This window comes from Streptomyces sp. NK08204 (assembly GCF_020400585.1).
Classification (GTDB): Bacteria; Actinomycetota; Actinomycetes; order Streptomycetales; family Streptomycetaceae; genus Streptomyces.
Map to the genome: position 1 here is coordinate 56,773 of NZ_JAINVF010000026.1, position 17,748 is coordinate 74,520.

Sequence of the window (17,748 nt, forward strand, 5' to 3'; positions counted from 1 at the left end):
CTGCCGGCGCCTCACACCGCGGTCGTGCGGCGGGCTGCCGCTACGGGACGTTCCAGGCGGCGATGAACGGTTGCCCGTCCTCATGGCCCAGGAAACTCAGGGTTCCGGGATGCGGGTGGCCCAGTAGCCGGCCGGCCGCTGCGTCCAGGCCCAGCCACCGCACGGCGAGCACCCGCGCCAGATGACCGTGGGCGACCACGGCGACGTCGCCGTCGTTCAGCAACGGCCGGATGCGGTCCAGCACCGCGTCCGTACGCGCGGCCACCTGCTCGAGCCGCTCACCGGGATGGTCGGCGTCGCCGGGAACGACGCCGTCCCGCCACAGGTCCCAGCCCGGCCGCCCCTCCCGGATCTGCGCTGCGGTCAGGCCCTCGTAGCCGCCGTAATCCCACTCCACCAGGTCGGGATCGGGCCTGACGCCGGTCAGCCCCGCCAGCTCAGCGGTCCGCATGGCGCGGCTCAGCGGACTGCTGAACACGCCGGCCAGCGGGCGTCGGGCCACTCTTGGAGCGAGCGCCTTGGCCGATGCCTCGCCCGCGTCAGTCAGCGGAACGTCAGTGCGTCCCGCGTGCTGACCCGACAGGCTCCACTCGGTCTGGCCGTGCCTGATCAATATCAGCTTCCCCATGGGCGAGCACGCTATCCGATCAGGGGACCAGCGACTGGGTGAAGGCGAACCCGACCACGCCGACGGCGTGCGTGTCGACGTGGCTGGACTCGATCTCGGCGTCCGTGCGGTGCCGGCGCGGGCCGGTTCTGCCGACGATCGGCGCCGGTGACTGGCATTCAGTGCACCGTCGGTACGCTCCGGGCCGGGTCCGCAGCGCGCTCAGCGGACGGGTGCGTCGCTGGTTGCGGACTGGGTGAGGACGCGCCGGAGCCAGCGGAAACGGGCGTTGCGCGCGTCCTCGCTGAGCGCCGCCTGTGGTGCGACGGTGTCGAAGCCGTGGAAGGCACCCGGCCACACGTGCAATTCGGCCTGGCCGCCGGCCTGCCAGATCCCGTTGGCGTAGGCGACGCCTTCATCCCGGAAGGTCTCGGCCGACCCCACCTCGATGTAGGCCGGAGGCAGTCCGGACAGATCCTTGGCGCGGGCGGGCGCCGCGTAGGACGGCAGGTCCGCCGCGCCGTGACGGTCGCCCAGCAGCGCCTGCCACGCGGTCGCGTTGGACGTGCGGTCCCAGAGGCCGGTACCGGCCATCTGGTGACTGGAGAACGTGTCGTTGCGGTCGTCGAGCATCGGGCACACGAGTAGTTGCCCGATCGGGGCGGGCCCGCCCCGGTCACGGGTGAGCAGGGCGAGTGCGGCGGCGAGTCCGGCACCGGCGCTCTTTCCCCCGATGATGATGCGGCCCGCCTCGATGCCGAGTCGGTCCGCCTGTGCGGCCACGTGGACGAGCCCGGCGTAACAGTCCTCCACCGGTACCGGGTACCTCGCCTGCGGCGCCAGCCGGTACTCGACGGAGATGACGGCCAACTCCAGCGTGAGGGCCCACTCGTGCAGCAGCCGCGGGAGTACGGACCACGCATTGCCCGTGATCATTCCACCGCCGTGCATGTAGTAGAGGAGCGGCAGCGGGCCCGCGACATCGGCGGGCCGCGCGCTCACGAGCGTGACGTCCTGTCCGTCCGCCCCGCCCGGCACCCGTAGCTCGTTCACCTCGAAGCGGCCGTCGGCCCGGAGATCCTGCACCGTCGGCCTGGGCCGTGCCGCGGCATCCCGCTTCTGCCGGGCGGCAAGGTTGTCCGGGGTGTACGGCTTCCTCGCCTCGTCCCCCAAAGCCGCCAGCGCCGCAGCCAGTTCGGGGTCGAAAGGGGGCACGCCGTCCCGAGCCATGTCCATGGGGCGTAGTCAATCAGTAGCCGTGCCCTGCGGGTTGACCGAACGACCGTCCGACCCCGGCCGGGCCGGCCTCACCAGCAACCCCTGACGCACTGAGACGCACGTCACACCCCCATCCCTGTCACATCACAGCGCCCTGCGCTGTCAGAGAGGTGTGACAATCTCCCGGCGCCGGAGCAGACGTTGAATCCCCCGACAGCGAAGGCCCCGGCGCCGGGTCATGTCCACTGCTCACCGCGCTCTGACTGAGGGCTGCGCGGCAGGGCTCACGATGCCGTCGTCGCCGACGCGCGCCTTCGCCCGGCCCGACGCCCCTTCCTCCACCGGGCGTACGTGGCGTCCGTATGGTCCAGCCGGGAAGCTCTTCAGGTCGCACGGTCGAAGCGACGCCAGAGGGGCGACGGCCTTCCCTTTGTCCGGGGCCACGGCCCTGTGCATGGCCGGGCACCACACCGATGCCGAGGCCCGCGCCGTGGCCGCAGCCCGCTCCCGGTCACGCACCGCGGGCACTGAGTATCGCCGCACAAGCGATGGGTGCCCAGGGCCGCGACCCGCGGCAGAGGGCCGGAGACGGCGCTCATCGTGACGGCTGCCCGCAGCGGACTGATCTACGCCATGAACGCGCAGGGCCGCCACCCGCGGCAGAGGGGCCGGCCCGCGAGGTCCTCGCCGCTCATCCGGACCGGATCTGTGCCGCCTGGTCCTGTGGCTCGGCCTGGCCCGCGGCCTCCGCGGCCACGACGCCTGCCTCGCGGCCTTCGGCCCGGACCCCCGCCGCACCGCCGGGGCGCGCGCACTGCTGGACCGCACCCACAATGCGTGACCGGGCGCCCGACGCCGTCGTCGTCCTCCGCGGAGCACGCCGCGAACCGTACCCCGACACCGCCTTCGGCCCCGCCGGGTGTCCGACTCCGCGCCGGCGACCGGTGAACCCGGTCAGTCTCCGAGGCCACCCGCGGTCAATTGCTTGTGCATGACGATGCAGGGGCGACCGTACTGGATGTCGGGACGGCGATCGATCTCCTGCCAGCCCAGTGAGTTCCAGAACGCCAGCGCCGTGGGGTTGTTTTCCAGGACCGCGAGGCGGATGCCGCTGCGACCCAGGCTGCTGAGCCGTTCCTCGACCATGCTTGCCAGCAGCCGGCCGGTTCCTTTTCGGCGCCGGTCTCCGTGCACGATGAGCAGCCCGATCCACGGATACCCGTCCTTGGGGTGCTCGTGCAGCAGGGAGACCAGGCCCGCTGCCCGCTCCTTGGTGTCGCGGGCGAGCAGGACCTCGAAACCGGTGGCGCCCGTGTCTTGGCGCAGGTCGGTTTCGACCTGCTCGGCGTCGATGTTGTCGGGGTCGTACTCGCCGGCGGCGCGGCAGTACTCGGGATTGCTCGCGTAGATGCCGACGATCTCGGCGATCTCGTCCGGAGTCAGACGCAGCGGGGAAAGAGACAACGTGGACATGCGGGCAAGAGTAAGCAGCCGCGCCGCTGCCCGGCACGTGTAAAAAAAAGGGGCCGTGGCCGCCGCGCGGGCTGAGTGCTGTTCTGCCCAGCTCTGACCGGGGCTGTCCACGCGTTCCGTCGGCCCGCCGCAAAGCAGGACGAGCTGCGTGCCGCAAGCGGTCGGACGTCGTCGATCCCGCGGAAGGTGTCCTCGTGATGACCCATGTCCAACGGCCACCGGGGCGCCACCCAAGTGCCCGCGCCATGAGCGTCGACTCCACGGCTCCGCCCCTGATTCCGGCCCCGGCATTGTCCGGTGGCCGTGCACAGGACGTCCTCCGCCGGTGGGACCGACCAACCGTGAAACGGCCGTCGCCCAGAACGAGAACACCTGCGCGTGTCCGGGGCGGCGGTGCTGCCCGGTCGCTTCTCACTGGAGGGGGATCTCGTGGTCGGGGCCGCGCTCGTCCTCCGGCCGTGGCCCGAACCAGCGCCGGTCGGACTCGCTGATGCGCACGTCGTTGATACTGGCCTCGCGGCGTCGCATGAGGCCGTGCTCGTCGAACTCCCACAGTTCGTTGCCGTAGCTGCGCCACCACTGACCTGACGCATCGTGACACTCGTACTGGAAGCGGACGGCGATCCGGTTCTCGTGGAAGGCCCACAGGCTCTTGCGCAGCACGTAGTCCAGTTCGCGCTCCCACTTCTGTGTGAGGAAGGCGACGATCTCCTCACGGCCGTGGAGGAACGTGTCCCGGTTCCGCCACGTCGAGTCCGGCGTGTAGGCCAGTGCCACCCGCTGAGGATCACGTGTGTTCCACGCGTCCTCGGCCGCTTGGACCTTCTGCAGCGCCGTGTCCCGCGTGAAGGGCGGGTAGGGCGGGCGATCTTCCGGCATTGCGGCCTCCTCGCGTTGAGAACGAGCGTTCTCCATTGCTGCGGCCTACGATAGAAAACGATCGTTCTCAACGTCAAGGAGTTCCCCATGCCGGCCCCGATCACCGAGGAGCAGAACCGCCTGGACCGCGAAGCGCTGCTGGACGCCGCCGAGAGGCTCTTCTACGAGAAAGGCATACAGGCGGTCGGCATGGACGAGGTCCGTGCGGCATCCGGACTGCCGTTGAAGCGGATATACCGGTGCTTCGCGGCGAAGGAGGACCTCGTGGTGGCCGTGCTCGCTCGTCGCGACAGGCGATGGAGGGGGGAACTGGCCGCCCATGTGGAGCAGGTCCAGGACCCCCGCGAGCGCGTGCTCGCGATCTTCGACTGGCTTGCCGGATGGTTCGCGGAACCCGGATTCCGCGGGTGTGCCTGGATCAACGCCTTCGGTGAACTCGGTCCGTCGTCCGAGGCGGTGCTGGCCGAAGTCCGGTCGCACAAGCAGGCGTTCCACGACCAGATCGCGCGGTGGGTCCGCGCCACCGGCCTGCCGGCGGTCGAAGCCGTCTTCCTGCTCGCCGAAGGAGCCATCGTGACAGCCGGCATCAGCGGCGACCCGGCCCCGGCCCGCCATGCGCGCACAGCCGCCGCGATGCTGCTCGGGACCTCATGACAGGAGCAGCCCGCGATACGGTCACTGTGGTCGAGGACGTACTGCTGCGCGGCGAAGTCGCCCATGCCGACAGCCCCGACCCGGCCGATCGCCCATTGAGGCGCGGAGGGCGCCGCTGGGACAACCAACTGCGGCGGCTCGGCCGGCGGCCCGGCGAGCCCTCCGAGCCATCCCGCGGCCCTGACCGGCCACCACATGAGTGCCGGGCGAGCCCGCCGACCGTGCCGCCGCCACAAGCGGTGCGCTGGCGGCCGACGGCCGGCCGCCTTCCTGACGGCTCTTCACCGACCGGCCCCGACGGGTCCCCCGGCCTCCAGTGGCCGCGGCCGGTCACTGGAGGACCGCGCCGAGCAGTCCGCCGAGCAACTCTCCTCGGCCACCGACAACGGGGCTCATCCCTGACCCGGAGACCGTTCGAGCGGTGTGGCACGACGCCGCCGCCGACGCGCCCGAGCGGGCGCGCCCGGAACGGTGGTCACCACGGACGGCACCTCTTGCCCGGTGACCGACTTCGCGACCTCTTGCGGGGACGATCCGGCCTGTGATCTCGCTGCCGCGCGCCCTCAGCGGCATCCTCATCGAAGAGGCAGGCGTCCACGGCCACTCCGGCGGCACCCATCTGGGGACTGCCCGCCCGTGCGGCTCTGCGACGCCTCATCGCGGCGCTCGCTGCTGATCACTTCCCACCGCTTCCGAACATCACCAACCGGTCATCCGGCACACCGTCACTCGTCCGGTCGGTCAGATGAACGCGGTCTCGGGCCGATCGCACTGTCAGTGCCCCCTGTCATCATCCCGCCATGCTCTACAACGCCTTGGTGGCAGACTGCCGCAGGAACGACTCGCTCGACGCCGTGAGGTCCGCCGCGCTCGACCGCGGCCGCTGGCTCGTCGACCTCCTGGAACGCCAGCGAACCGAGGTCCGGCGATCCAGGGGGCTCGAGCACACGCACCACAGGGCGGCGGGTGCGGCGATCCAGGCCGAGATCGACGAGCGGCTCGCGGCCTGCGCCGGTGAAGAGGGCAGGGCCGCGGTCCTGTGCCTCATGCTGGCCGCCTGCTTCGACGACATGGGCTTCTGGCAGTACGAGACGGAGATCGCCTCCGTGGTCTCGCGGGTGCGCGGCTGGACGCCCGGCGAGGTCGCGGTGCTGCTGCTCCGCGCCACCGAGTACGACATGAACTTCTGGTTCGCCCACGGGCTGCAGATGGCGCTGGACGCCGCCGACCGGCTCGACGCCGACGACCGCCGCGCGATCATGCCCTGGCTGCGGCACGCACACTCGGAACTCATGGACACCACGGTCGAGGCGCGCCTGCGCACCAAGCTCGCCCAGCGCCTCCGCGCGCTGCTCGCCGGTGTGGACGAGGCACACATCCCCGAGGGGCTGATCCCGGCGTACGACGCCTGGGCCGCCCCGCTGCGCGACCGTGCGAACACCTCGGCGACGCCGCAACTGGCGGGATTCATAAGGCACTTGGCGAGCCTGTCGGGGCCGCGTCCTACGCAGAGATGGCGGCGGACCTGCCTCGAACTCGCGGACGCGGCGTCAGCGCGGGATCTCGTGGCCGACGTCCTGCGGGCGCTCGCCGGGGACGATCCGCTGTGCAGCAGGCAGAGCGGTGCGCACGCCGACTGGATCGGCGGCGGGTACCACTACCACTACGTCGTCCACCAGAACGACGGTGACCTGGCGCGCGGCGTCGTCTGGGCAGCCGCGCTGACCGGCGGCCCGGCCGCGGTACAGCACCTCGACGCGCTCGCACTGCGCACCGGCGACCCCGGAACCGGTGTGATCGAGGACCCGAAGCTGGCGGGCGCGGCGATCAACGCCCTGGCCGAGGTGGACGATCCGGCGGCCCTGGAGGCCCTGTGGCGGCTGCAGTCCCGGATCAGGCACCGCGGGCTGCGCAAGCAGGTCGACACCGCGCTGGTGACGGCAGCGGGGAAGCAGGGCATCACGGCGGCGCAGCTCGTCGAGCGCAGCGTGCCGGATCACGGCCTGGCGCCGGACGGTTCGCTGGAACGAGAGCTGGGCGCCCACCGGGTACGGGTGTCGATCGAGGAAGCGGCGACCGTACGACTCACCTTCACACGCCCCGACGGCACAACGGCCCGGACGGCCCCGGGATCGGTCAAGGACGGCTTCCCGGACGAACTCCAGGAGTTGAAGGCCCTGGCCAAACAGGTGCGGGGCACACTGGCGAACGAGCGGGCCCGCGTCGAGGCGCTGATGTCGGCCGGGCGTGAATGGCCGTACGACGAGTGGTGCCGCTACTACCGCGACCATCCGGTCACCGGGACTCTCGTCCGCGGCCTGATCTGGGAGTTCCGGGGCGCGGACGGCGAGTGGCGTGCGGTGGCGCCCGGTGCCGAGCCGCCTGGCCGGCCCGGGCGTGTCCGGTTGTGGCATCCGATCCGGGCGTCTCGGGACGACATCAGGGCGTGGCGGGAGCGGCTCGTCGCCGAACGGCTGCGACAGCCGTTCAAACAGGCATTCCGTGAGATCTACCTGCTCACGCCGGCGGAGGAGGAGACCGGCGTCTACTCCAACCGGTTCGCCGCCCATATCGTCCACTACCGGCAGCTCTACGCGCTGTTCAAGGAACGCGGCTGGCAGGCCAACTTCCTCGGCCGGTACGACGGCGGCCACGACGGCACGGCGCGGGCCGAGTTCGGCGACGGCGAGTGGCGGGCCTGCTTCCACCACGAACCGGCCGCGGACGACGACGGCGGCGGCTACGCACCCGAGCACGCCGCGACGGACCAGGTCCGCTTCGAGCGGAGGGACGGGCACGGCCGGCGCTGGCGGGAGGTTCCGCTGGCGCACGTGCCGCCGCTGGTGTTCAGCGAGGCGATGCGCGACGTGGACCTCTTCGTCGGCGTGACCTCGATCGCCGCCGATCCCGACTGGACCGACCGCGGCGAGGACCGTTATGCCGGGTACTGGCGCACGGCCACGTTCGGTGCGCTGACGGCGAGCGCCGAGATCCGCCGCGAGGCGCTGGAACGGATCCTGCCCCGGCTGAAGATCGCCGGCCGGTGCTCGCTCGACGGCCGGTTCCTGGTCGTCCGGGGTGATCTGCGCACGTACAGGATCCACCTGGGCTCGGCGAACATCCTGATGGAACCGGACGACAGCTACCTGTGCATCGTCGCGTCATGCGGCAAGGGCAGCGGCCGGGTCTTCCTGCCGTTCGAGGACGAACGGCTCTCCCTGATCCTCAGCAAGGCGCTCCTGCTCGCCGCCGACACGAAGATCACCGACAGGACGATCCTCCGCCAGATCAAGAAAGGCGCCTGATGAACCTCGCGGACCGGCTGATGTGCGCGCTGACCGACCCGGACTTCGTGCTCGGCACCGAGGACTGGCCCCCGGGCCTCCCAGAGGTCTCCGACGAGGAGTTGGGAAGCCTGCTCGTGGCGGCCTACCGGGTGGACGCCTCGGCTCCGCGCACGATGACGAGAGTCCGCTTCGCCGTCGAGGAGGCGTCCGTGGAACGACGCCCGCGTTATACGCCCGACGCGTGCCGCCGGATGTTCGAGGCACTCGTCGAGAGGTACGAGCAGCGCGGCTGGGCGGACCTCACACGCGGCTTGGGCGCGCTGGAGAACTGCACGGGGCGGCTTCCCGACGTGTCCGAACCGGCGCGCGCCCTGGTCGGGTCGTGGCTGGAGAAGGACACCGTGCGTCAGCCGTACGCACTGCTCGCGGTCGCGCGGCTCGCCGGCGATGGGACCCTGCGTGCGGCCGTGGAGCGACTCTCCCGTGACGTGGGCCCCATCGTCGCGGACGAGATCGCCACCGTCGCCGGACTGACCTCGGCTGAACAGGCACAGCTGTCCGGGACCGACCGGGACCACAGGTTCCTCTCGCCGTTCCCGGACGCGTGGCGCAGGTCGGCCGACAACCCCGCGTACCTGGCGTTCGCCCGCCGTGCCCTGGAAGCGGCGGCCGAGCGCACCGACGCGATCCGGGCGGGCGAGATCCCCTACCGGGCGGACAAGGCGTTCACGGACCGGGAGATCACCTCGCTCGGACAGGCTCTGCGGGCGGCACTGCTGCGCGACGAACCCTGGCTGCCGGAGCTGTTCGAGCGCCTGCTGCCCGGTATCGCCCTCGCCCCGACGGCGGCAAGGACGCTTCCGTCCCAGGCCCTGCTGTACGAGGTGGTCCGTGCCGCGCAGGACTTCCCGACGCCCGAACTGGTCACCGCGATCCGCACCGTGCGCCGGACCGTCCGCCACGCCGGGGTGCCCAAGCAGCTCGACAAGATGCTCAAGAAGGTCGACGCGGCCCTGGCCGAGCGCACCGACGTGGCGCTACGGCTGCCCAGGCTGGATTTCGGCGACGACGGCGTACTGCGCCGCACGGCCGGCGACTACGAGGCCGTCGTCACGGTCACCGAAACCGCCACGCTGGCCTGGGAGAAGGACGGCCGCCCACTGCGCGGCGTCCCGGCGCCGGTCCGCCGCGACCACACCGCCCTCGTCAAGGAGCTGCGCGACCTGGTCAAGCGGGTGAACGCCCAACTCGCCACACTGATACGCGCGCTGGAGGGCGGCTTCACCGTCGACGCCGTCCACCCCTACGGCTGGTGGCGCACCGAGCTGGCCGGGCACCCCCTCGCCCGCACCCTCGTACGCAGGCTGATCTGGGAGGTCGAGACCGCACCGGGCGAATGGCGGACGGTACTGCCCGAGACGGACGGGCAGCTTCCCGACGCCCCCGACGCCGCCCCGGTACGGCTCTGGCACCCGCTCCGCTCCGACCCCCCGGCCGTGCGGGCCTGGCGGGACCTGCTCACCGAGCGGGGCCTACGGCAGCCCTTCAAGCAGGCGTTCCGAGAGGTCTATCTCCTCACCCCGGCCGAGGAACAGACCCGCGTCTACTCCAACCGCTTCGCCGCGCACCTCGTGCACTACCGCAGGATGTTCGCTCTCTTCCGGGCCCGGGGCTGGAAGAGCAACCTGCTCGGACCCTGGGACGGCGGGGACGGCGACCAAGCCGAACGCACCCTGGCGGCAGGGCAGTGGCGGGTCCGCTTCTTCCACAGCTGGGCCGACTGGGCGGGCGACGACGAACTGGCCTCGACCGACCAGGTGCGTTTCGACCGCCGGGTGGCAGGGGCCTGGCGCGAGGCACCGCTCGCCGACGTGCCCCCGCTGGTGTTCAGCGAGGCGATGCGCGACGTGGACCTCTTCGTCGGCGTGACCTCGATCGCCGCCGATCCCGACTGGACCGACGGCGGCTTTGGACGCACCTACTGGGAACGGGCCTCCTTCGCCGAGCTGACGGAGAGCGCACAGGCCCGTCGCGAGGCACTGGAACGGATCCTGCCCCGGCTGAAGATCGCCACTCGGTGCACCCTCGACGGCCGCTTCTTGACCGTCCGGGGCGATCTGCGCACGTACAGGATCCACCTGGGCTCGGCGAACATCCTGATGGAACCGGACGACAGCTACCTGTGCATCGTCCCGGCACGGCGCTCGGGGGACGGCAAGGTGTTCCTGCCGTTCGAGGACGAGCGCCTCTCACTGATCCTCAGCAAGGCCTTCCTGCTCGCGGCCGACACCGACATCACCGACGAAACCATCCTCATGCAGATCAAGCGAGGTGCCTGATGGCCACCGTGACGTTCAGGGACGAGACCGCGACGGGCAAGCCGGTCACCGAGTGGGAGGTCACCGGGCTGCCGGAACGGATGACCGTACGGGAGCTGATCAGGCTCCGGGTACGCGAGGAGGTCACCCGGTACAACAGCGGCCCGAGCAACCGCTTCAACGGCCTCGTCCGCCCCGACGACGCCGAGACGGAGCTGAACGGCTACCTCCTGCGCGAACCCCGCCGCATCGACTGGGAACGCCAGGCCGGGATCGCCGAGCGCGCCTTCCTGGCCAACGGCTTCTTCGTCCTGGCCGGTGACCGCCAGGTCGAGGACCTCGACGACGTCGTGGATCTCACCGCCGATCCCGACCTGGTCTTCATCAAGCTGGTCGCCCTCGTCGGCGGCTGAGCGCCCGGCCCTGCCGCCGACGACACCGTGATCACCGTTGACCGCCTGGCGACTCCATCAGCTCCCTGAGCCGGGCCAGGTCGTCGGCGACCATGCCGGCGTCGCGCTCGAAGTCGGCGTCGCTCACGCCTGGTCGACGACGCAGGGTGAACACCACTTCGCTCCCCTCCTCGTCGGCGATCACGCGTACGGGGTTGTAGACGGTCACCCCGGACGGCAGCGTGACGTCGTGGTCGAGCACGCCGAAATCGTTGCGGGGTGCGAAGGTGACCGTGACGCGTCCCATGGGGGACGCAGCGGCGACCCACTGATCGCCGATCTTCTCGATGGCGTCGCCCAGGCCCTTGGCCCACGCGGGCAGATGGGCCGGGTTCGACGCGAAGGCGTACACCTCCTCGAGCGGGCGGTCGATGTGGACGCTGATGTGGCGGGAGGTCGTGGTGGTGCCGTTCATGAAAATCGACGGTAGCGGCACACCGTCGTGCGCTCTTGAACGAATCGGACAGGGTTCCCCCGCCCGCCGGTGCCCCTGGCGGCCTCCGCGGACGTCGTCTCACGGCGCGGGTGGCCATCCGCGCAGGTGCGGGCCGCCGTTCCTTGAGGCGGCCCGTGGGCATGCCGACCACGCCTGATCCGGCGCCGGACGGACTCCGGGCGGGGCCCGGGATCCGGGCCGGACGGCGCCCGGCCTCATGCCGAGTGTGTGGTCTCCTCCTGGTGGACGGGATGGGCGAAGGGCAGTCCGGCGGTGTAGCGGACGAGTTCGTCGTCGGCGGCTGCGGCCATGCGGTGGAGTTCGCCGCCGAGGGCCGCTTGTTATAGCCGGGTTGCTGCGGCAGGCACGGGAAGAGGCGCCGCAGGTGAGCCCGGGCATGCAACGATCTTGGGCGCCTCCGTTCTCGCCTCCGCAAACGCCCCCTGGGAGATCATCTACGGCGTCACGCGGGGTTCGCCCACTCCTCGCGAAGCATTCCGAAGAGCACGCGGTCGTAGCGCTCCCCCTCCACCAGCACAGCCGACCGACGGCGGCCTTCCTCACGGAAGCCCAACCTGGTGAAGGCGCGCACGGCGCGCTCGTTGCCGCTCCAGGTGTCCAGCTCCAGCCGACTCAGGCAGTACGCACCGAACAGGTGGCCCACGAGCAGCCGCAACGCGTCACTGCCATGGCCACAGCCCCAGAACTCCCGCTCGCCGATGGTGACTCCCAGCGTGGCCACTCCGGCGTGCGGGTCCAGATCCCGGTAGTCGGCCATGCCTATCACCCGCCCGCCTGCCAGATCCTCGACCGTGAACACGGCCGACTCCCTCGGACTCAGTCGCAGCATGGTGTCGAAGCCGAGCCCGATCGCCTCCGCCGTGACCGGCCCGAAACACGGGTCACCACCTGCGGCCCAGCGCACCACCTCCGGGTCATTGCGCCACCGGAAATGGTGCTCAGCGTCTTCGGAGCGCAGCGCGCGCAGCCTTACCAACTTTCCTTCGAGCATTGAGTAACCCTATCGATCGCGGAACCGCTCAAGGCTGGCGATCCATGCGCTGATGCCCTCGACACTTCTGCGTCGCATTCGACCAGGCGGTCGCACTGACCCCTCGGAATTGATCATCTAGAGGGGCTGGACCCGGGCGTGCAGCAGGCAGAATTCGTTGCCCTCCGGGTCAGCCAGGACGTGCCAGCTCTCGGCGCCGGTCTGGCCGACGTCGACGGGCTTGGCCCCGAGGGCGAGCAGCCGCTCCAACTCGGCGTCCTGGTCGCGGTCGGTGGCGTTGACGTCGATGTGCAGCCGGAGCTTGCCGGCCCGCGGATCGCTGCTGGGGCTGATCACCAGGATGGGCTGAGGGCCGCCGAAGCCGGCGTCGGGCGGTCCGATCTCGATGCTTCCGTCGTCTTCCCGGCCGAGTTCGACGTAGCCGAGGACCTTGCTCCAGAACGCGGCGAGCCGGTCGGCGTCGGCGGCGTCGATGACCAGTTCGGTGATGCGGCATGCCATGCTCGTCAGTGTACGTAGACAACGAAGGCGCCGACCACGCCTCGGAGTTGCACGGATCCTTCTCCCGCGTGCACCTGATCCACCGACAGCCTCGGCCTGGTCCCGGCCGTGCTCGTCACCGCTGCTTCGGTGGTGCATGACTCCGCCGACGGGCAGGCAGATGCTGGACGAGCTGGACGCGGCACACCCGAGCGTGACCAAGGTGCGGGCGGATGGTGGCTACCAGACTCCCCAGGGCTGAGTCCGCGCAGTTCCCCACCTCCTGAAGCGCCGTAGCATGGCCGGGAGTCAGGCACCAACCAGGGCAAGGGGGCATCACGGTGGTTCGGGACGATCAGGCAGCGAGCTTTCGGACCGCGCTACCGCCGGAGCGGATCGCCGAGATCGACGAGGTCATCGGTCGGATCACCCGCTGGGCCAGGAGCCGCGAAGACATCGTCGGTCTGCTTCTGGTCGGATCATGCGCCCGCAACGCTGCGCGACCCGACTCCGACATCGACATCGTCTTGCTCACCGTGGACGAGCCCCGTTATCTCCTCGACGATGTCTGGGCCATGGAGCTCGGGCTGGGTGAACTGATCCGCACTCAGTCGTGGGGGGCGATCACAGAGCGACGCTATTCCACGGCCTCCGGCCTGGAAGTCGAGATGGGCATCGGCTCTCCGGCCTGGGCGAAGACAGATCCCGTCGATCCTGGGACACATCGCGTCGTCACCGACGGCGCCCGCTTGCTGCACGATCCAGCAGGCATCCTCGCCGGCCTTCTCGCCGCCTGTTAGGGCATTGGTCTACCGGGCATGCCAGTGGGGTTCTCGGGTCGCTTGTCCGGGCGGTGACCGGGCCGCCTGTTCGGGCTCTTTGCGTGATCCGGCCTTGCGGATCCTGTGATCGACGGGTGCCGGTACCGAGAGGACCTGCCTGCCAGGCCATTGCGTTCGGGGTCATCCTCTCCTGAGGATGACCTGGATCATCCGGGTGACGTGAGGGGTCTGCTGTGGCTGGTGCAGGAGCGGCCGAGCTGCTACTGGGCGGGACGGTCGTTCTGGCTGCTTCGGTGCAGTGGCTCACGGGCATGGGCTTTGCGCTCATCGCGGTCCCTGTACTGGTTCTGATGCTCGGGCCGGCGCAGGGGGTGGTGCTCGCAAATTGCGCAGCCGGAGCCATCAGCATCGTCGGACTCGCCGCGGGTTGGCGGCGGATACGGATCGGAGCCATGGTTCCCTTGGTCATCGCTGCCGCCTGCACCGTGCCTGCCGGCTCGTGGGCAGCCTCCCGGATTTCCGAACCGGTACTGCTGGCCGGCATCGGGACTCTCGTGACGCTTGCCGTGGCTCTCGTGATAGGAGGCGCGCGCATACCGGCTCTGACCGGAACGAGGGGCGCTGTGACCGCGGGTGCCGTGGGCGGATTCATGAACTCCGCCGCCGGTGTCGGCGGGCCACCGTACTCGCTGTACGCCTTGAATGCGGGATGGGAGCTTCACGAATTCGTGCCCAACGCGCAGTTCTACGGCATTGCGGTGAACATCTTCTCCGTGGCCGTCAACGGTGTACCACGGCTGAGCGGGTCGGCCTGGACGGTGACCGTGGCCGCCATGGTGGCGGGCGCCCTCATCGGCAGGGCGCTCGCCCCGAGAGTCCGGGAGCGGGGGGTGCGTCGGCTCATCCTCGCCCTGGCCCTGGCCGGTGGCTTCTCCGTGTTGACCAAAGGGCTGTTGCAGATGGCATGACTGCTCAATGATCCTGTAGGTGGTCCGGTATCGGGCGGTACTGAGTGGGGGCGAGTTGTGCAGGCGGGCAGCCGCGAACGCACGACGGCAGATCCTCCGCAGCCGCCGTCCTGCAGACCCGCACCTCAGCACCGCGAGCGCACCAGCCGCCGCCCGCTGCCCGAGGAGCGGCGCCAGGTGCCGCCGGGGAGGCAGTCGGGGCAGCAGCGGCTGAAGGTGCTGAACACCCGCCCGCGGTGGGCGCAATGGTGACACCGCATCGTCCCGACGGCGCGTGGCACGTGCCGCGCGCCCGCTGCGTCGGCCAGGAAAATCGCTGTCCGCTCGGCGGAGCACAGTGATAGACATCCGGAGTGCAAAGTGCTCTGGACTTCCCCGACCTGCTGCGACTGATCGACGAACGGTCGACCGCCTTCCGCGCCGCGGTCGCCACCGCTCCCGACCTCGACGTGCAGGTGCCGACCTGCCCCGAGTGGACGCTGTTCGACCTGGTGCAGCACCTGGGCGAGGGGCGCCGCGCCTGGGCCGCCACCATCGCCGCAGGGCCTGACGCCACGGCCAAGTGCGCACCGCAGGGCGACCCGGCCGCGCCCCGGGAGCGCGAGGCCCTGCTTGCCTGGCTGGCCGCATCGACGCGGCAGCTCCTGGACGCACTGCGGGAGGCCGGCCCGGATCGCGGTTGCTGGACGTGGTGGGGTAAGTCGCAGTCGCCGCAGACCTGCAGTGCCGTCGCCCGACGCCAGCTCCACGAGATCGCGGTGCACACCTACGACGCCCAGCTCACCGTGGGCGCCCCGCAGCCGCTGCCGGACGAGGTGGCACTCGACGGTGTCGAGGAGTTCCTGTCCACCATCTGCACCACGACGGTCGCCTGGCCGCACGAGCCCGCTGCCGTCGATTACCACGCCACCGAGGGCCGCTCCTGGCGCAACTGGCTCTCCGACGAGGGCGCACGGGCCGCCCGCCTGCCCGCACCCGGCACCATGCCCGCCACCGGCACCGCCGCCGACGAGGACCCGGACGCGGCCGACGCCTCCCTCGGTGGCACGGCCAATGAGCTGGTCCTCGCCCTCTACGGCCGCATTCCGTTGGACTCCCTGAAGCTCGACGGCAACCGACGCCTCTTCGACCAGCTCGTGGCCTGGGACCCGGAGCGGTAGGAAGTGACGGTGCCCCACCTGGTCCGCCCCGAAGCCATGTCTTCGGGGCGGACCAGGTGGGGCACTCCCTGGTGGCTGGGGTTCGCTGATCGCGATCTCCGGCCAGGCCCCCTGCATGCCTTGGGCCGACTCACTGCTCCAGGGCAGTGTTGCGGGCCCAGGCTCCGGGGCCAGGCCGACGGTGAGGTCGGCGCGTCGTTCGTAGCGGATGCGGGGTCGTTTCAACCGGTGCAGCCAGACGAAGGCGCGCTCGGCACCTCAGCGGACCTTGCCGAGCCCGGGCCCTGGGTGACGCCGCGTCGGGCGATCACCAGTCGATGCCGTGCTTCCACAGCAGGCGGTGGTACTCGTCGGCGTCGGCCGGACCGGCGAGGCCGTGCGCAGCGCGCTCGCTGACCGACTCCAGTCCCAGCTGCCTGGCCTCCCGCATACCGAGCGCCTTCCACTCGTGGATTTTCGTCAGGCGCCGCCCGGTCACTGTCCTGCGCGCCGGGTAGAACTCGGGGCGCGGCTCACCGGGGCGGGCCTGGAAGCGGCTGCCGCTGCGATGGCCGGTCTCCACCTCCAGCAGATGCTCCTGCTGTGCCGCGCAGTTCCTTGCTCGTCTCGAACGCCGAAGCGAAGGGCTTTCGACAGCGTCTCGGCCGTCCCGTCGGCGAAGTCGACCGCGAGCAGGACGCGCCGTTCGGCCAGGCTCCCGAAACCGCGCAGCCGCCGCTGCTCGACATATCCAGATCAGCCCGGCCGTTGCCGCTGACCCCGACGCCACGTGAAACCGCGGGCCTGCCGCGCCGCGCACTCGCGTGTTCGATTTTATGTTCGATAGTGTGAGGGGTGGGAGGTGACCACGGTGAACAACCACGGCATGCAGGCCGGGCAGGCGACGGTGATGCACGTGCGCTGTCCGCACCGGCTGTCCGAGGAGACCTACCGGCAGGTGCTGGAGCTGCTGGCCGATCTGTCCCCGGTCGTCCAGGCCCTCCCCCCGGCCGCGGCTCTGGTCGAACTCAGGGGCGCTCTGCGCTACCACGGCACCGACGCCGTGCATCTGGGCGAGATCCTGCGCGTAAGGTCCATTTCACGCCTCGGCGTCGACCTCCGTATCGGTATCGCGCCGACGATCACGGTGGCCGCGACCGCGTCCGGTCAGATCAGTGGTCTTGGGGGCGTCCTCTGTGTCACCCCCGAGGAGGTCGCCGACTGGCTGGGACCGCTTCCGGTCCAGGACCTGCACGGCATCGGACCTCGCCAGGCAGCCGTGCTCTGCGACTACGGCATCGACTGTGTGGGACTGCTGGCGGCCCTCTCCCCGGCCACGGTGCAGCGCCTGCTCGGCAAGAGAGCCGGCCGCCTCGCCGCTGACCGGGCCCGTGGTGTCGACCCCCGCCCCGTCGTCCCCCGCGCACTGCCCGCGTCCGCCGCCGTACGGACCAGCTTCCCCCGTCACACCCTGGACGGCGCGGTTGTCCGGGCCGCCCTGCTGGACCTGGTCGCACAGCTCGGGCTGCTGCTGCGCCGACGCGATCAAGCGGCCCGCGCGCTCACCCTGACCCTCAAGTTCGCGGGCGGCGCCGGCTGGGAGAAGACCCGCCGCCTGACCGAACCGTCAGCGCATGACGAAGACCTGCGCACGGTGGCGTACCAGCTGATGGACGCCGCAGGGCTGCAGCGCGCACGGCTGGTGGGCATTGCTCTGCGGGGCGAGGACCTCATGGACGCCGGGCAGGCCCCTCAGCAGATCAGCCTCGACCGGGCACGCGAATCCCGGCTCGTCGCCGAACAGGCCATGGACCGCATTCGTGACAAGTACGGGCCCGGAGCGGTCGGCTCCGCCGCCACCGCTCCCTTCCGCAACGCTTCATGACCGTCCCGCCCGCCAGGCGCCCCGCAGCCGCGCGATCACCTTGCTCACTTGCGGTCGGCTCCGGTTACGTCAGGGCTGCCCGGTCACCCGAGCTGCACATCCATACTGGATCAAACAGTGACACAATCTCCCTGTAAGGGGGTGGGTGGGAGGCAAGG

17 protein-coding genes are annotated in these 17,748 nt (G+C 70.6%); 9 read left to right on the top strand and 8 right to left on the bottom strand.

What is annotated here, in order from left to right; translation table 11 throughout:
* Positions 1-40: 40 nt before the first annotated feature.
* The 4 genes from K7G59_RS28750 to K7G59_RS28765 all read right to left on the bottom strand — a co-directional run bounded on the left by K7G59_RS28750 (position 41) and on the right by K7G59_RS28765 (position 4,177).
* Entirely contained in the window at positions 41-628 is a 588-nt protein-coding gene (locus K7G59_RS28750; RefSeq protein ID WP_225839310.1) for a histidine phosphatase family protein, read from the bottom strand.
* Between the two features lie 201 nt (positions 629-829).
* Positions 830-1,843 (bottom strand): alpha/beta hydrolase, encoded by a 1,014-nt coding sequence (locus tag K7G59_RS28755; protein WP_374114296.1) that lies wholly within the window; start codon positions 1,841-1,843, stop codon positions 830-832.
* Between the two features lie 936 nt (positions 1,844-2,779).
* A complete protein-coding gene (locus K7G59_RS28760) occupies positions 2,780-3,298 on the bottom strand; it encodes a GNAT family N-acetyltransferase (protein ID WP_225839311.1) in 519 nt (172 codons plus the stop codon).
* Between the two features lie 411 nt (positions 3,299-3,709).
* Entirely contained in the window at positions 3,710-4,177 is a 468-nt protein-coding gene (locus tag K7G59_RS28765) for a nuclear transport factor 2 family protein (RefSeq protein ID WP_225839312.1), read from the bottom strand.
* A gap of 87 nt (positions 4,178-4,264) precedes the next feature.
* On the opposite strand from K7G59_RS28765, the gene K7G59_RS28770 reads away from it, so the two are divergent.
* From K7G59_RS28770 to K7G59_RS28790, 4 genes are all read left to right on the top strand, one after another.
* Positions 4,265-4,831, top strand: a complete 567-nt coding sequence (locus K7G59_RS28770) for a TetR/AcrR family transcriptional regulator (protein ID WP_225839313.1) — start codon at positions 4,265-4,267, stop codon at positions 4,829-4,831.
* A gap of 800 nt (positions 4,832-5,631) precedes the next feature.
* Positions 5,632-8,136 (top strand): DUF4132 domain-containing protein, encoded by a 2,505-nt coding sequence (locus K7G59_RS28780; RefSeq protein ID WP_225839314.1) that lies wholly within the window; start codon positions 5,632-5,634, stop codon positions 8,134-8,136.
* Entirely contained in the window at positions 8,136-10,457 is a 2,322-nt protein-coding gene (locus tag K7G59_RS28785) for a DUF4132 domain-containing protein (RefSeq protein WP_225839315.1), read from the top strand. Before K7G59_RS28780 ends, K7G59_RS28785 begins: the two co-directional genes overlap by 1 nt.
* Positions 10,457-10,849 carry a hypothetical protein gene (locus K7G59_RS28790; RefSeq protein ID WP_225839316.1) on the top strand — a complete coding sequence of 131 codons (393 nt, stop codon included), beginning with the start codon at positions 10,457-10,459 and terminating at the stop codon, positions 10,847-10,849. The genes K7G59_RS28785 and K7G59_RS28790 overlap by 1 nt, the downstream gene beginning before the upstream one ends.
* A gap of 31 nt (positions 10,850-10,880) precedes the next feature.
* On the opposite strand, the gene K7G59_RS28795 is transcribed toward K7G59_RS28790, so the two are convergent.
* The 3 genes from K7G59_RS28795 to K7G59_RS28810 form a co-directional block, all read right to left on the bottom strand.
* On the bottom strand, positions 10,881-11,303 hold the full coding sequence (locus tag K7G59_RS28795) for an SRPBCC family protein (RefSeq protein ID WP_225839317.1): 423 nt from the start codon (positions 11,301-11,303) through the stop codon (positions 10,881-10,883).
* 484 nt (positions 11,304-11,787) lie between these two features.
* Entirely contained in the window at positions 11,788-12,336 is a 549-nt protein-coding gene (locus tag K7G59_RS28805) for a GNAT family N-acetyltransferase (protein WP_225839318.1), read from the bottom strand.
* Positions 12,337-12,453: 117 nt separating this feature from the next.
* Entirely contained in the window at positions 12,454-12,837 is a 384-nt protein-coding gene (locus K7G59_RS28810; RefSeq protein ID WP_225839320.1) for a VOC family protein, read from the bottom strand.
* Positions 12,838-13,157: 320 nt separating this feature from the next.
* Here K7G59_RS28810 and K7G59_RS28815 point away from each other — a divergent pair, with 320 nt between their 5' ends.
* The 3 genes from K7G59_RS28815 to K7G59_RS28825 all read left to right on the top strand — a co-directional run bounded on the left by K7G59_RS28815 (position 13,158) and on the right by K7G59_RS28825 (position 15,726).
* A complete protein-coding gene (locus tag K7G59_RS28815; RefSeq protein WP_225839321.1) occupies positions 13,158-13,616 on the top strand; it encodes a nucleotidyltransferase domain-containing protein in 459 nt (152 codons plus the stop codon).
* A gap of 215 nt (positions 13,617-13,831) precedes the next feature.
* A complete protein-coding gene (locus tag K7G59_RS28820; protein WP_225839322.1) occupies positions 13,832-14,566 on the top strand; it encodes a sulfite exporter TauE/SafE family protein in 735 nt (244 codons plus the stop codon).
* Between the two features lie 353 nt (positions 14,567-14,919).
* Positions 14,920-15,726, top strand: coding sequence for a maleylpyruvate isomerase N-terminal domain-containing protein (locus K7G59_RS28825; protein ID WP_225839323.1), 807 nt, complete (start codon positions 14,920-14,922; stop codon positions 15,724-15,726).
* A 307-nt stretch (positions 15,727-16,033) separates the two neighbouring features.
* On the opposite strand, the gene K7G59_RS35430 is transcribed toward K7G59_RS28825, so the two are convergent.
* Positions 16,034-16,288: a hypothetical protein gene (locus tag K7G59_RS35430; RefSeq protein ID WP_374114297.1), complete on the bottom strand. Its 255-nt coding sequence runs from the start codon at positions 16,286-16,288 to the stop codon at positions 16,034-16,036.
* Between the two features lie 20 nt (positions 16,289-16,308).
* Here K7G59_RS35430 and K7G59_RS28835 point away from each other — a divergent pair, with 20 nt between their 5' ends.
* Positions 16,309-16,557: a hypothetical protein gene (locus K7G59_RS28835; RefSeq protein WP_225839324.1), complete on the top strand. Its 249-nt coding sequence runs from the start codon at positions 16,309-16,311 to the stop codon at positions 16,555-16,557.
* A gap of 34 nt (positions 16,558-16,591) precedes the next feature.
* Positions 16,592-17,590, top strand: coding sequence for a hypothetical protein (locus tag K7G59_RS28840; protein ID WP_225839364.1), 999 nt, complete (start codon positions 16,592-16,594; stop codon positions 17,588-17,590).
* Positions 17,591-17,748: the final 158 nt, after the last annotated feature.